Annotated in this window: 11 protein-coding genes; 3 read left to right on the top strand and 8 right to left on the bottom strand. The window is 34.2% G+C overall.

The genetic code is table 11. The annotated features are described in order from the left end of the window. Positions 1-15: 15 nt before the first annotated feature. Both M2326_RS09495 and M2326_RS09490 read right to left on the bottom strand, forming a co-directional pair. On the bottom strand, positions 16-453 hold the full coding sequence (locus M2326_RS09495; RefSeq protein ID WP_264619324.1) for an acyl-CoA thioesterase: 438 nt from the start codon (positions 451-453) through the stop codon (positions 16-18). Between the two features lie 308 nt (positions 454-761). Then, positions 762-1,151: a DUF1398 domain-containing protein gene (locus tag M2326_RS09490; RefSeq protein ID WP_264619323.1), complete on the bottom strand. Its 390-nt coding sequence runs from the start codon at positions 1,149-1,151 to the stop codon at positions 762-764. A 360-nt stretch (positions 1,152-1,511) separates the two neighbouring features. Here M2326_RS09490 and dnaK point away from each other — a divergent pair, with 360 nt between their 5' ends. The 3 genes from dnaK (at position 1,512) to M2326_RS09475 (ending at position 10,783) form a co-directional block, all read left to right on the top strand. After that, entirely contained in the window at positions 1,512-3,395 is a 1,884-nt protein-coding gene (gene dnaK, locus M2326_RS09485) for a molecular chaperone DnaK (protein WP_264619322.1), read from the top strand. Between the two features lie 308 nt (positions 3,396-3,703). Further along, positions 3,704-10,588 (top strand): S8 family serine peptidase, encoded by a 6,885-nt coding sequence (locus tag M2326_RS09480; RefSeq protein ID WP_264619321.1) that lies wholly within the window; start codon positions 3,704-3,706, stop codon positions 10,586-10,588. Positions 10,589-10,642: 54 nt separating this feature from the next. After that, a complete protein-coding gene (locus M2326_RS09475) occupies positions 10,643-10,783 on the top strand; it encodes a hypothetical protein (protein ID WP_264619320.1) in 141 nt (46 codons plus the stop codon). Between the two features lie 82 nt (positions 10,784-10,865). Here M2326_RS09475 and M2326_RS09470 read toward each other — a convergent pair whose 3' ends face one another. From M2326_RS09470 to M2326_RS09445, 6 genes are all read right to left on the bottom strand, one after another. Beyond that, positions 10,866-11,528, bottom strand: coding sequence for a haloacid dehalogenase type II (locus M2326_RS09470; RefSeq protein ID WP_264619319.1), 663 nt, complete (start codon positions 11,526-11,528; stop codon positions 10,866-10,868). A 66-nt stretch (positions 11,529-11,594) separates the two neighbouring features. Then, complete coding sequence (locus tag M2326_RS09465) at positions 11,595-12,143, bottom strand: carboxymuconolactone decarboxylase family protein (RefSeq protein ID WP_264619318.1); 549 nt, start codon at positions 12,141-12,143, stop codon at positions 11,595-11,597. A 71-nt stretch (positions 12,144-12,214) separates the two neighbouring features. Beyond that, positions 12,215-12,778: a TetR/AcrR family transcriptional regulator gene (locus M2326_RS09460; RefSeq protein ID WP_264619317.1), complete on the bottom strand. Its 564-nt coding sequence runs from the start codon at positions 12,776-12,778 to the stop codon at positions 12,215-12,217. 283 nt (positions 12,779-13,061) lie between these two features. Then, positions 13,062-13,904: an endonuclease/exonuclease/phosphatase family protein gene (locus tag M2326_RS09455; protein WP_264619316.1), complete on the bottom strand. Its 843-nt coding sequence runs from the start codon at positions 13,902-13,904 to the stop codon at positions 13,062-13,064. Positions 13,905-13,916: 12 nt separating this feature from the next. After that, entirely contained in the window at positions 13,917-14,228 is a 312-nt protein-coding gene (locus M2326_RS09450; RefSeq protein ID WP_319800835.1) for a DUF6804 family protein, read from the bottom strand. A 1-nt stretch (position 14,229) separates the two neighbouring features. Further along, on the bottom strand, positions 14,230-15,138 hold the full coding sequence (locus tag M2326_RS09445; RefSeq protein ID WP_264619315.1) for a hypothetical protein: 909 nt from the start codon (positions 15,136-15,138) through the stop codon (positions 14,230-14,232). Positions 15,139-15,143 lie beyond the last annotated feature (5 nt).

Genomic DNA, 15,143 nt, shown 5'->3' with positions numbered 1-15,143 from the left:
TATGGTATTGGAAATTTAAAGTTCAATAAAATCATCGCTTTTTGGAAATACAGATAATGCTTCCATGATAGAATCGGGGACAGGATTCACAAGTTTCCTCAGTTTGGTATCCATCCACGCGCCGTCGACAGAGATAGTAGCAGCCAATTCATCTTTTTCATTACGCAATTCATGAACAATAGTCCATCGTGAAGCATCTGCATTCATTTTGGCTACTTTGGTATGGATGAATATGGTGTCTGAAAGTTTGATTTCTTTTCGAAAAACACACTCTTCTCTGAAAATTACAGGTCCAAAATGCTGTAAAAACATCATTTTCATGGTCAAACCTAGACCTTCAAGAATTTCTATACGATGTTGTGCTCCAAAATCATAATAGACACTGTGTCTAACGTGCAAATTAGGGTCGATATCTGCCCAGCGAAAAGAGATTTGTTTGCTAAAAGAGGTCATATTTTTTGATAGTATTATGTTAGTGTAATAGATTTAGCTTGCTTAGTAAAAATAACAAATTGAAATATAGTTTTGATATATCTGTGCGGAAAAAACTAAAAGTAAATGGTTCTTCTCTTAAAATAGTTCTATATAATATATTTGTTTTTTTTCTCTAAACTACTAGTTGTTAGTAAGCTGTCATGCTGTGAGCCGTGTGGAGTCTTATAAGTGTTAAAATTTTATATTTATCAATTTCAAAGTAATAACGGACAGCAATATCATTTTTGAAAATTAACATACTCAAAATTAGTTATAATAAAGGATTCTTAAACGGGAATTTTTTCGATTACAATGGGATTGCTAGCTGCATCCAAGTAAGTACAAGTCATCTCAACAATATCTATACGCCATTTTGCAATCCCGCATTGAGCGGCATGTTGGCAAAAAGTATAGTAGTTGGTTTGGCCGTCTTGATGCATCACCAAAAACTCAATAAAACGTTCTTTGTTGGGTAGGGTAGCGGTCGGCAGTGTTTCGTATTTAGTCCCGGTACTTGTGGTATAATCATTGTCACCGTAATAAACAACACGGCCATCAGCAACAATAGTGTCATAACCTTTGACGCCCATCTGAATTAAATCTTGAATATAGATGGAAAAGTCGGCACCAGATTGTACTTTGTCGTGCGCAGTTTGAATTTGTAATAAAGTAAACATAATTTGATTTTTTTAAACAAATATACTGTAAAATCAAAAATCAAGATCATAAAATTAGTATCAAGATTCCAAAGACAGAAATCAAGTTTTAAGACAAAAAAAGAAAAAGAGATCATTTTTTTGTTTGTGGAGTATTCTGTTGCCTATGTTCACGATTCAAGAGGGTGATGAAGGTAGGTGACATCTATGGATTCTGATTTTTAGTTTGTCAGTCCTTTTGAAATGTCAAGTTGTCAGCTATATTTCCGCCATTCTAACAAAAACTGACAATTTATTAAGTGGTTTTCTGTTGGCATAATGATTGCTTTACAGTCATCAAGTTATTAAAATGAGTATATAATAAAATTAAATATAGTAAAAATGGGTAAAATAATCGGAATTGATTTAGGTACTACAAACTCTTGTGTTTCTGTAATGGAAGGTAATGAAGCTGTTGTAATTCCTAATGCAGAAGGAAAAAGAACAACACCATCTATCATCGCTTTTGTTGAAGGTGGAGAAATTAAAGTAGGGGATCCTGCAAAAAGACAAGCGGTAACTAATCCAACTAAGACTATTGCTTCTATCAAACGTTTTATGGGACAATCTTTTGCTGAAACTACAGAAGAAGCAAAAAGAGTTCCTTATTCAGTAGTAAAAGGAGACAACAATACTCCACGTGTGGATATTGATGGTCGTTTGTACTCTGCGCAAGAATTGTCAGCAATGACATTGCAAAAAATGAAAAAAACTGCTGAAGACTATTTAGGTCAAACAGTTACTGAAGCGGTTATTACTGTTCCTGCTTACTTTAATGATGCACAACGTCAAGCTACAAAAGAAGCTGGTGAAATTGCAGGTCTTAAAGTTATGCGTATCATCAATGAGCCAACTGCTGCGGCACTTGCTTACGGATTGGATAAAAAAGGAGTAGATCAAAAAATCGCAGTTTACGATTTAGGTGGAGGTACATTTGATATCTCTGTTCTTGAATTAGGAGACGGAGTTTTTGAAGTATTGTCTACAAATGGAGATACTCACTTAGGTGGAGATGATTTTGACCAAGTTATTATTGACTGGTTAGCTGACGAATTTAATGCTGAAGAAGGTATTGATTTACGTCTTGACCCAATGTCATTACAACGTATCAAAGAAGCTGCTGAAAAAGCTAAGATTGAATTGTCTGCTTCTGCTGAAACAGAAATCAACTTACCATATGTTACGGCTACTGCTTCAGGACCAAAACACTTAGTAAAAAAATTATCTCGTGCTAAATTTGAGCAATTAGCTGATTCATTAGTAAAACGTTCTATGGCTCCAGTAGCAAGAGCGTTGAAAGATGCAGGTTTATCTACATCTGATATTGACGAAGTTATCTTGGTAGGTGGATCTACACGTATCCCAAGAATTGTTGAAGAAGTTGAAAAATTCTTCGGTAAAAAAGCGTCTAAAGGAGTTAACCCTGATGAGGTTGTTGCAATTGGAGCAGCTATTCAAGGTGGAGTTCTTTCTGGAGATGTAAAAGATGTATTGTTATTAGACGTTACACCTTTATCTTTAGGTATCGAAACTATGGGTGGAATTATGACTATCTTAATTGAAGCTAATACTACTATCCCAACTAAAAAATCTCAAGTTTTCTCTACAGCTGCAGATTCTCAACCAACTGTTGAACTACACGTTCTTCAAGGAGCTAGAGCAATGGCTGCTGATAACAAAACTATCGGACGTTTTAACTTAGACGGTATTCCACCAGCACCAAGAGGAGTTCCTCAAATCGAGGTTTCATTTGATATTGATGCAAATGGTATCATCAAAGTATCTGCTACTGACAAAGGAACAGGTAAATCTCATGACATCCGTATCGAAGCTTCTTCTGGATTAACTTCTGAAGAAATCGAAAGAATGAAACAAGATGCTGAAGCTAACGCTGAGTCTGACAAAATCGCTAGATCTAGAGCTGAGAAATTAAACGAAGCTGATTCTATGATCTTCCAAACAGAAACTCAGTTGAAAGACCTTGGATCTAAATTAACAGATGATAATAAAGTGGCTGTTGAGTACGCATTGACTGAATTGAGAATGGCTCACCAATCTCAAGACGTTCCAGCTATTCAAACTGCACTTGATAACATCAACGCTGCTTGGAAAAAAGCAACAGAAGCAATGTATGCTGAAGGAGAACAAGCTCAAGGTGGTGCAGAACCACAAGCTGAAACTCAAGGAGACAACGTTGAAGATGTTGAATTTGAAGAAGTAAAATAATTATATTATAGAGATGGATACTATCCGTCTCTACTATAATCAAAAAATCCTAAGTCGTAAGGCTTAGGATTTTTTTTTGTTTTATAAATAAATATTATGTGGGTGTTATGTATTTATAAAAAAAGCTACCAACTTAATATGTAGCTTTTTCTTACTTTTTGTGTTTTTAACATTTTTGATAAAATAAGTCAAAAATTTTGTTTTATATGCATTTTTATGTTCGAATTATTCAATTCCTAGAGATTGAATTTCTTTCTTCTTGATATATATTTGATCTTTTACATTTATATAACAAATTTATTAAAAACATGAAGAAAAAATTACTCTCAGTTATTTTGCTACTCTTTGCGATCATGGGGTGGTCGCAACACAGCAATCCGGATGATTATTCTATTCTAATCAATGGAAGGAAAATTACCACTTCGGCAAATTTTAAGCAGCAAATGACTGCTCGCAAAAAAAATGCCAGACATAAAATTCCAAAAACGGAATATTCTTTAGTCCAATTTCAAACTACTCCAACAGCTAAGGAACAGAGCGAATTGAAAAATCAAGGAATTACAATTATTGATTATTTGTCAAATAATAGTTACTACGTAGCTATTGATTCAAAGTACTATAATCAAAGCACTTTTTCTAAAAATATTAGAACAGTGCTACAAGTGGAACCAGGGTATAAAATTGATCCTATCATTGCAAGCGGAGAGGTTCCAGACTATGCGATGGAAGAAAATGAAGTTAAAGTAGTAGTGAGCTATTTTAAAGAAGCAGATCAAGCAGTAATTGCTTCAGATTTACAGGTTTTGTCTGTAAAAGGATTTAAAGTAATAAAAGATTTTGATCAAGTTTATTTGCAAGTACCAGCTGCTAAATTGAATGAAATTGCAAAATTAAACTGGGTACAAAATATTGAGTTGATTGCTGCTCCAGTTGAAAGTGATAACCTTCCTGGTGTTACTTCTCACAAGGTAAATGTACTAAGTTCAAAAATTCCTGGTCTTGGTTATGATTTAACCGGTAGAGGAGTTAAAATTGGTATTTGGGACGGAAATCTTGAAAAACATATTGATCATACCGGAAGGGTGACGAATAGAGAATATGAATCGGCTTCTTCACATGGTGAACACGTATCTGGAACAATTGGAGGTGCAGGTATACTTGATCCTAAAGCGAAAGGTATGGCGCCAGAAGTACAAATGTACGGTTGGAATTTCAACACCCAATCTAATGGGCTACCAGTTTATGCTGAAAGAGATCTTGCTGCAGCAAATGATGGAGTAGAGCTTACTTCAAATTCCTATGGTGTAAATCTTACTTCTGGGTATAACACTACCCGCTATAATGTAAGTGATAGAGGTGATGATGATGTGACTGTGAAATATCCATATTTATTAAACGTATATTCAAACGGAAATGCACAGTCAGCCTATGCTGGTGGATTTAATACTTCAACTAAAGCATCAAAAAATGCCTTGCATGTAGCAGCCAACGAACCTACTGATGTGATAAGTAACTATAGTAGTTTTGGTCCAACACTTGACGGTCGATTGGTACCGCAAATTTCTGCTGTTGGTTCTAATGTATATTCGTTAGACTATTCAAATGGATATCAAATTATGAGTGGAACTTCTATGGCTACACCTGGAACTTCTGGAACATTAGTACTGCTTTATGAAAGGTATAAAAATATTTATACTGAAAAACCATTAGCATCATTAATGAAAGCTCTTGTATGTAATACTGCAAAAGACGTTGGTAATCCGGGTCCAGATTATAAATATGGTTTTGGAAATCTAAATGCATTGCGTGCTGTAAAAGTATTAGACAAGAAAATGTTTTATACTGCTTCGGTAGTAAATGGAGCGTCTTATGAAAAACAAATTATAGTACCTGCAGGATTGGTTTCTTTGAAAGTAATGTTAAACTACACAGATCCGGGTGCGACTCCTGGTGCAACGGCTATTTTAGTTAACGATTTGGATATTAAAATTGTAAAAGATGGTGTGGTTACACTACCTTGGATTTTAGATCCAACATTACCCAATTCAAATGCAAAAAGAGGCGTAGATTATTTGAATAATATTGAGCAAATCACTTTAGATAATCCAGCAGCTGGAACTTACAAAATCATTGTGACTGGGACAAATGTTCCATTGGATGCTCAGGAATTTGCAGTGGTTTACGATTATGTTGCTCCAGAATTAGTTTTGACTTACCCAATCGGAGGAGAGAAATTTAATCCAGATAATACGGAGTACATTCGTTGGGATTATGAAGGAGAGGATAAAACCTTTACTATTGAATATTCTAAAGATGGTGGTAGTACGTACACAAGTATTGCAACTGATTTACCTGCAACAGCAAGAAATTTTGCGTGGAAGGTTCCTGCTGGAGTAGTTGCCAATGCAAAGATCAGAATTATAGCTGGTTCTAAAGTACAGGTTTCAAATGAAACTTTTATCGTTATGCCTGAGCCAAAAAATTTGGTAATTGCACCTGCAACCTGCGGAAGCTCATCTTATAAAATGGACTGGGATGCTATTCCTGGCGCAAAGTATGAGGTATTAAGACTTAATGGCTACCAATTTGATTCGGTTGCTATTGTAACAGACCCAACTTACACTTTTACAAATTTAACTATTAGCGAAAATAACTGGTTTACAGTTCGTGCTATTGATATCGCAACTGGTATTGTTTCAGAAAGAGTAAAGGCTGTAAATGTAGAACCAATAAGTGCACCTGTTTTAACGGCCTTAAGTTTACCATTCAAAGAAAACTTTAATGATAGAAAACCAACTAATTATACCTTGTCAAAAGCAAGTACAGCTGGTTCTATTGGATACGAGTCTGTAAGCCTTATCACATTAGATGCTGTAAAGATGTCAGGATCTGCTGTTGCGGGATCACCGCTTTGGACTACTAGTACAGCTACAACTGCATTTACAAATAACCCTAACTTTATAAAGAGATTATCTTTTTGCGAAATTGATGCCACTAGTCTTTCTGGTAAAGCTTTACGTTTGAAGTTTGATTTGATTTTGCAAAATAGTGTAACTACGAATAAAAACTTTTTTAGAGTTTTGGTAAATGGTGTTGCTTTAACAAGTGCTGATGGTACTTCAGTTTATACTGGAACAACAACTTCAACAACAAGAGCATTAACATTTAACTTAGCGGCTTATGCTGGAAGTAAATTTAATGTAACCTTTGAAGGTGTTATGGATAATGATGCTACTACAACACCAACCTACAATATTATTTATGTAGATAATGTTGAAATGTATGAGCAAACGACTAGTGATCTTGCACTTACTGCACTAACAACTAACACTGCATTTACAGCAGCAGAAACGGTTTCTGCTAAAGTTTATAATTTCTCTCCTACAGCTATAAGTAATATTCCGATTTCATATCAATTGAATAATGGAACCAAGGTAGTAGAAATAATTCCGGGACCAATTGCACCTTTGAGTGAACTTACCTATATTTTTATACAAAAGGCAGATTTATCTGTTGGTGGAGTGTACACCATCGTTGGTAAAATAACGCCTGTAAGTGATTCGGACGTTACAAATAATTCAATAACCAAAACGGTTATTAATAATGGAACAGATACTGTTATGGGAAGTACTGCAACAGTAACTACTTGCGCTGATGTGTTTGTTGATAGTGGAAGTAGATATGGTGATTATACTAATAATCTTTCTCAAACAATCACTTTTAAACCATCTGTTACTGGAAACAGTATTAAGGTTGATTTTACAGAGTTCAGCCTTGAATCAGGATATGATTTTCTTTATATTTATAATGGATCTTCAACTAGTGCTACTTTGTTAGGTGTATATGATGGAACTGCGCTTCCTCCTTCTTTGACATCAACTGCAACAGGTGGAGAACTTACATTCAAATTTACATCAGATACTGAAGTAGTAGACAAAGGATGGGTAGCAAACATATCATGTGTTTCTAAACCTACGGTTAATGATACACAAATGGCATCAATCACTACACCGGAAATTCTTGGATTGAAAACGGCAACAAATGCAGTTACTGTTCGTGTAACTAACTTGGGTCCTGCGACCCGAACTAATGTACCTGTATTTTTTCAAGTAAATGGTGGTACCAAAGTAGTAGGTGTTGTTCCTTCAATATCGACATTGGTAACAGTTAGTTATACTTTTACAGCTACGGCAGATTTATCTGTAGTTGGTGCTACTTATACTATTAAGGCAGGTATTGACGAAGTAGATGACAATCTAACTAATAATGTTATCGAAAAAGTAGTTTATAATAGCAATGAGTTACCTGTTCATACAAATACAAATGGTTTTGCTATTACAAAAATGAAATGGAATGATATCGTAAATACATCAGGAACGACTAGTTATTCAAACTTTAAGGATATCAAAATTCCGGTATATGCTGGATTTACTTATCAACCTGAAATTACTATTTCAAAACCAGAAAGACCAATTTCTAGAGATTTATCCAATACAACACCAGGTGTTTTTACAATGATTGTAATCGATCTAAATGGTGATGGAAATCTAACAGATGAATTTTACGCAGGAAACTTTTGGGTAAATACGGTAACCACTGCTACGTCTCCAGCTATTGCTTCAACAACCAGTGTGCATAATTTTAGAAATAATTTCACGTTAGTAGGAGGATTAACAATTCCAGCGAATACCACTTCTGGTGAAAAGTTAATGCGCGTTATTCACATGTTCCGATCTCCAGGTGAATATTTCAACGTGAATCTTGGACCGACTTTCGATGGCTTAACAACTTCAAGAGATGATTTCGAAATAGAAGAGTACACAATTAATGTTTTACCTTTTACTGCAGCTGATGCAAGCGTAGAATCAATCACGGCACCAGTAAAATTAGGAATGAAACCAGTTACAATTACTGCTCTTATTCGCAACTATTCAACAACTGCGATTTCAAATTTTCCGATTGCTTATAAGATTAATGCTGGTGCAGAAGTAGTGCAAACAAGTACAGCTTCAATTGCAGCTGGTTCAACAGGAACCTTCACTTTTACAACAAAGGCAGATTTAGCAGCTGTTGGTAATTATACAATAGAAGTATATACTAAATTGGTTGGAGATACAGATGCTACAAATGATTTAAAATCAATCTCGTTTAACCATGCAGCAAATACAGCTACCAACGTCGTAGGTACATTTGACGGTGTTAATGATTATATAGTTACGGATGCAAGTCCAGCTCTAGACTTAACAAATAATTATACTTTTGAAGCTTGGGTAAACAGAAATAATCCAACGACATTTGGTAGAATTTTGGATAAGTCAAAAGTGCTTTTGTTTGTTCATACTAATAACAATCCTACATATCAGGAGAATAGTTTAGTATTATCAATTACTACTGCTACTGGTTCTTACGTATTGAACACAGGATTAAATTCTGTGTCGTTGAACAAATGGCAACATATCGCTTTCTCTGTAAGTTCAAGTAATGTTTACACAATTTATGTGGATGGTGTTGTTGCCCCTTACACAACGACAGGTGTCGCTGCGGCAGCTTCTACTAATGCAACTTCACAAGCATTCATTGGTAACAATGCTTCACTAACACGTGGTGTTGATGGTAAAATTGATGAAGTTCGTATCTGGTCGGGTGTTCGTGATCAAGCTACATTGATCGCCAACTCAACAACTAAATTTACAGGGAATGAAGCTGGCTTATTAGCGTACTATTCATTTTCTTCAGGTGATGGACAATTTGTATACGACACAAGCGCAAGTGATAATACGGCTATTGTCAAAAATGCAGACACAAATGGTATGGGTTCTGGTAAATTCTGGAATACACCAGTATTATTAGAAAGCTTGAAGTTGACAGAACAATTATCATCTTCTTATGATGCAGCTACTAAAACATACAACGTTGTATTAAAAGATGGAGCAGATATTACTGCTGCTACAATAGATTATAGTGCAGGGATGAATTCTACCGTAACGATTGGAGGTCTTCCAGTAATAAGTGGTCAAACATTGGTAAACTTAGCACTGCCTGTTATCCTAGAGGTTCAAGGAGTTGGATTCAATACAGGAATTGTAGAACAATACAATATTAATGTCCTTGTTGGGTTAAATAGTGAAAGTAAATTAACAAGCTATAATTTCACTACCAGCGCAAATCCTAGTTTGACACAAGGTATTACAACTACTATTTTTGGAGATAATGTAACTGCTACGGTTCCCTTTGGAGTAGCTACTTCAAATTTAAAAGCGGCATTTACCGTTTCTTCAGGTGCAGAACTTTACATTGATGATGTAAAACAAACAGGAACAGTAACATCTGAATTGGATTATTCGAATAGCATTTTAGTAACCGTAGTTTCAGAAAATAAACTTTCGAAAACAAATTATATGATTACAGTTGATGCTAAAAATACTGAAGCTAAATTTATTTCTTACACGGTAGCAAATCAAATTGGATCGTCTGTAATTGAAGAAGGATTTAAAACAGTAAAAGTCTTGGTTAATAACAATGCTATTCTTTCTGCTTTGAATCCAAGTTTTGAAGTTTCTCAATTTGCAACAGCGCGTATTGGAACATATCTTCAAAGTAGTGGTGTTACACCATTAAATTATTCGATACCAGTAGGATACAATATTCTTTCGCAAAGCGGAGCTATTGCAAACTGGACAGTTACTATCGAAAGAGCAAAACCAACCTTAACTTTACTAGGAGATGAATACATCACAATAGGAAAAAGTTGTGGATTTGTAGAACCTGGTTATGCTGCTATGGATAATCTAAGTACCACTTTGACATCGGCTGTTGTTGTAACAGGATCTGTAAACGTAGATGTTTCTGGACAATACACAGTTCATTACAGTGTTACAGATGCTTTAGGGAACGAGACTTCAACCTTGCGCTCAATAACTGTGATGGACGCTGATTGTTCCCTAGGTGTTAACACATCTGCAATTGATGGATTTGCAATTTTTCCAAATCCAACGGTAGACGGTAAGGTGTATATCGTATCTGCTACAAATGGAACGAAAAAAATTAGCTTCTTTGACGTTTCTGGAAAAGAAATGTTAACGGTTACTACAGACAGTAAAGAAATTAATATTTCTAAACTAGTTAGAGGAATGTACGTTGTTAAGGTAGAAGAGAATGGTAAAACTGCTATCGAAAAATTGATAGTAAAATAATCCTTAGTAATAATCGATTAATAATCTTAATCTATTCCAGTAATTCAAATTTTAGTGGATTGCATCAACGCTGCTTGGAAAAAAGCAACAGAAGCAATGTATGCTGAAAGAGAACAAGCTCAAGGTGGTACAGAACCACAAGCTGAAACTCAAGGAGACAACGTTGAAGACGTTGAATTTGAAGAAGTAAAATAATTATAGTAGAGATGGATACTATCCGTCTCTACTATAATCAAAAAATCCTAAGTCGTAAGGCTTAGGATTTTTTTGTGGTATTTTATTTTATACTAATGTCGTCAAGTTTACTTATAATTCGTGATGGTTGAATTTCCCAAGGGTCAAAAAGAGATTTGTCAGACCGTTGTACCCAAATGGTTTGTAGTCCAAATGATCCAGCACCTGTAATATCAAATGGATTACTTGAGACCAGCCAAGTATTTGATTTTTCAGAATCGGTTTCTTTCAATAAATGAGCATAAACAATAGGGCTTGGTTTGAAAGATTGAACATCTTCAACGCTTACTATTTTGTCAAAAATATGTAGTATTTGAGCATTTGTTAGTAGTTCGATAATAGCATTTCGTGAACCGTTTGAAAAAGCAACTAGTTTGATATTTTCTTTATGCAGTTTCTCTAAAGTTGATACTACGTCGGGAAAAACTGGTAGCTTTTTATATTCTTGTAGTAGCGATTCCTTTTGTGCTTTATCAATTACTGACCCATGTTTTAGGCATGCATAATCCAATGCATTTGCAGTACAAACTGAAAAATCAACATAAGAATTCATTAACCCTCTTCTAAAAGAGTACTCCAATTGTTTATTTCTCCAAGTTTCCATTATATCGGTTGCATTTTGAGCATCAATAATTTTTAATGATTGGAGAATACTTTCTGTGTTAATTAATGTTCCGTATATATCAAAGGCGATTGTTTTTTGCATGTTATCTCTGTTTTAAATTTAAATAGGCATTATCCTTATTAATAATGCCTATACAAAATTAGTGATTTATTTTTTCCAAGAAAATTGTTCAAAAGGAGCATCTATAGGGGTAGCTGCAACATGATTAACATAGTTACTAATTACTTTTTGAGATAGTCCCAAAATTACTTCAAGTACTTGTCTTTGCTCATATCCTGCAGCATAAAAATCATCTAAATCAGCATCCGATACATACCCACGGTCTCTTACCATTGCCAAAGTAAATACATGTAGTGCTTGAAGTTTTGCGTTTGGCATTGATGTTCTATTTCTCAAAGCCTCAGTGATAGCAGGATCTACTTTCATTGAGTGAGCGATTCCTGTATGTGCTGGTACACAATAGTGACAATCGTGTTCTACGTTGATGGTTTGCCAAACAACTGTCAATTCATCATTATTGAATGAAGAGTTAACGAATAAATCATGTAAATCTTGGTAACCTTGCAGTATACCAGGAGCTTCAGCCAATACACCATGTAAATTGGGAACGATTCCGTAGGCCTTCAATGATTTTTCCAATAATGGTTTACTTTGTTCTGGTGCAGACTCGATTGTGTGAATTTTTAATGTACTCATAATTTTTGTTTTAATTTTAATTTATTGATTTAATTACTAAGCAATCGCTTAGATTTGTTTTAAAAAAAGGTTTAAAGCTTTATAAAGATTGTTTCGATATAGTCTTTCAATTGTTTTTCATTCATCATTTTAGACGCCATTGATAGTCCCAACATACTTCCACCGAGGTAATTTGCTTGTGTCTCAATAGTACTTTCATTTTTGCTATGGTCTTGCGCAAGATTCTTATGGAATAGTTTTATAATGTTACCGAAGAAATTCATTAACTCTATTCGAATTTCATCTTCGTCATTATCACCTATTTCATTAATGGTATTGGTAACCAAACACCCTTTTTTTAATAGACCCTCTTTCGAAAATTCTAAAAATGAATAAAAATAGTCCTTAATACCTTTGATACCATTATTTGAGTTTTCCAAAACATCTGTAATACTACGGATGCGCTTTTTATACGCTTTCAAACTTTCGATAAAAACACCTTGTTTATTACCAAAGCTAGCATAAATTGAAAATTGATTAATTCCCATTTCTTGTTCCAACATACGTACTGAAGTATTTTCATAACCATTTCGCCAGAACAAAGCCATAGCTTTTTCGATTACTTGTTCTTCGATATATTGTTTTTTTCTAGCCATTTAACTTTTAATACATTACAAAACTAAGCATCTGCTTTGATATAAAAAAAAGTTTTGGATAAGATTAACATTTAAACTTAAGTTTTCAATGGTTAAGGAGGAAATTTAGAGCTTTCCCAATATTGAATTTTATAGTAGAAATGATTTTTTAGTAGTATAAATGGAAGTAGTGAATCCTTATTAAAATTTAAGTAAAAGGTAATTTCGGATAAGTTTATACTCATATGATTAATGTTGTATGTAGTCTTATGAGATAATTCTGAAAAGTATACTAAATACGGAATTAGTTTATTTGAATTTCAGCCCAAATAGGTATATGATCGGAAATAGAATGTGCTTCTTTTAAAGTATTAAATTTTTTGTAAAAAAGTAGTACTCCTGTACTCTTAATGACTACTTTGGTTGAATTATAAAAGAGGTTGTCAAATTCAGACGACAAACATTCTTCGAAAACACAATCTCTTTTCAATGATGTTTTTTGATTGGTTAAAATAGGCAAATACCCCATTTTTCGTAATGGATTAAAAACGGTATGCGATTGTGGACAATTCCAATCTCCCGTAAATATTAAATTAAGTGTTGGATATTGAGCAGGTAAAAATTTGAAATATTTGATTTCCGTCTCCGGTTGTTTGCTTTTTGTAATTGCGTGAAAATTAACCAAAGTAAAGCTTTTATGATCCGCTTCAAAAGTGCAATAAAACGGCTCACGATCAATCTCCAAATTGTATTTTTTCTCGAGCCAAGCAGTACCAATTTTTCTAATTTTGGCCGTTTTCCACAAAAAAGCATAGCGTTCCGTTTTGTAGGCGCTACTCGTTGTAGGCTCGCTCACAATATAATCCCAGCGGCTGCCCTTACGGTTGAGTACATCTGCAAGCCTTGCAACTGCCTGTGACCCGCCATAGCCCGCTACGACTTCCTGTAGTGCCACCACATCAAAATTTCTGAGGGTATTGGCTATAAATTCGATTTCGCTATCCGACTTGGACTTGCCTAAATTTTCGATGTTCCAAGACACAATTTTGGTTTGGGCGCAAACCGCACCAAACTGTACCCACACAAAAATAAAGAGGAATAGAAAATGTAGTTTAAAAGAGGAAAACCGATTTTTAGTAATAGACATTTGTAGGGCTGCTTATTGTTTTTTCGAAGGTAAGGCAATAGATCCTAATAAACCAAGTGCAATGATAACATCGACTATATTCCAAATCGTTCTCCCCAATGCAATTTTAAAAAACGGTTGAAAAAGCAATGCCAAAGCAATATAAATAATTACTTCATTCTTCTTTTCTTCACCCGATGGCAACACTGCTAAATACCCAAATCCTGCCATACCCAAAAACCGAACAAGTTGAAAATAACCGTAAGGCAAGGGTAGGAGGCAGGCTAGTAGGAGGATGGCGAGGGTGAGTTTTAGAGTGGGTTTATTCAAAAGTTTATTTCTCAAATTAGTTGGTTATAAAATCGTTTATAACTTTATCTATGTTACTTGGTAAACCTGTTTCTTTGATTTCAAATCTTTTCACTTTCATTTTAGTGAACCAATTACTCCAATATTTTTTAATAACCTTTCCTTCGTAAGGATTCTGCGAACTAGGATTAAGTCCTAATACTAAAATTTCCAGATCGGATAAATCTTCATTAGCGGGAATAAAGCCTAATTTGTTATCATTAAATATTTTTTCCCAATTTGATGTGTTTAATCCTTTTGATTTTATTATTCCAGGTAGCAATTGCGTTGTTAGATTTCCTTCAGTCATTTTCGTGTTTTCGTGATACATATAACCATCCGTTAAAATTATTAGGATATTGCGATGATTTTTTTGGATGCTATAATCATTTACATTATTGGCGAAAAACCTCCATATATCTGATCCAATATAATTGTTATCCTTAATAGCTAATTGGTAAATTTTTGCTGTTTCAACATTGTATGCTTCATTAACCTGTTGAATGTTTGAAATCGAAGCATTTGATTTATTAAATTCAAATTTTAATTTTTTAGAAATAGTATTTATTTCCTCATTTTGTGGTTCAGGATTAAAATACACTTCAATTTTATCATTCATTTGCATGATCTTTTTACCTTTTATATGTGCAGTGAATGCATTTGAAATCGAGTTTATATAGCTTAAATCTCTTTGGTAAAACTCCATTGCTTTATTAGGATTCAAAACTGGGCTAATTCTATCAGATAGGTCTAATAAGATACTAATATTATAATTGTTATCAATTTTGCTGGAGGTTAAATTAGTAGTTTTTTGCTTTGAACTTTCTTCTTTAGAATCATTTTTACATGACAATAATAAAATAGAGAAAACGAAAAAAGTAAAAGTGTTTTTTATTAATAATTTCATAATAG

The organism is Flavobacterium psychraerolatum (assembly GCF_025960985.1).
Classification (GTDB): domain Bacteria; phylum Bacteroidota; class Bacteroidia; order Flavobacteriales; family Flavobacteriaceae; genus Flavobacterium.
Note: the sequence above shows the minus strand (reverse complement) of the source record. Positions and strands in the feature narration are given on the sequence as shown.

Bases quoted from the DNA above. Each gene is read 5' to 3' on its own strand.
- M2326_RS09460 (WP_264619317.1), bottom strand. From the start codon at position 12,778: ATGGCTAGAAAAAAACAATATATCGAAGAACAAGTAATCGAAAAAGCT.
- M2326_RS09465 (WP_264619318.1), bottom strand. From the start codon at position 12,143: ATGAGTACATTAAAAATTCACACAATCGAGTCTGCACCAGAACAAAGT.
- M2326_RS09480 (WP_264619321.1), top strand. From the start codon at position 3,704: ATGAAGAAAAAATTACTCTCAGTTATTTTGCTACTCTTTGCGATCATG.
- M2326_RS09490 (WP_264619323.1), bottom strand. From the start codon at position 1,151: ATGTTTACTTTATTACAAATTCAAACTGCGCACGACAAAGTACAATCT.
- M2326_RS09470 (WP_264619319.1), bottom strand. From the start codon at position 11,528: ATGCAAAAAACAATCGCCTTTGATATATACGGAACATTAATTAACACA.
- dnaK (WP_264619322.1), top strand. From the start codon at position 1,512: ATGGGTAAAATAATCGGAATTGATTTAGGTACTACAAACTCTTGTGTT.
- M2326_RS09445 (WP_264619315.1), bottom strand. From the start codon at position 15,138: ATGAAATTATTAATAAAAAACACTTTTACTTTTTTCGTTTTCTCTATT.
- M2326_RS09495 (WP_264619324.1), bottom strand. From the start codon at position 453: ATGACCTCTTTTAGCAAACAAATCTCTTTTCGCTGGGCAGATATCGAC.
- M2326_RS09455 (WP_264619316.1), bottom strand. From the start codon at position 13,904: ATGTCTATTACTAAAAATCGGTTTTCCTCTTTTAAACTACATTTTCTA.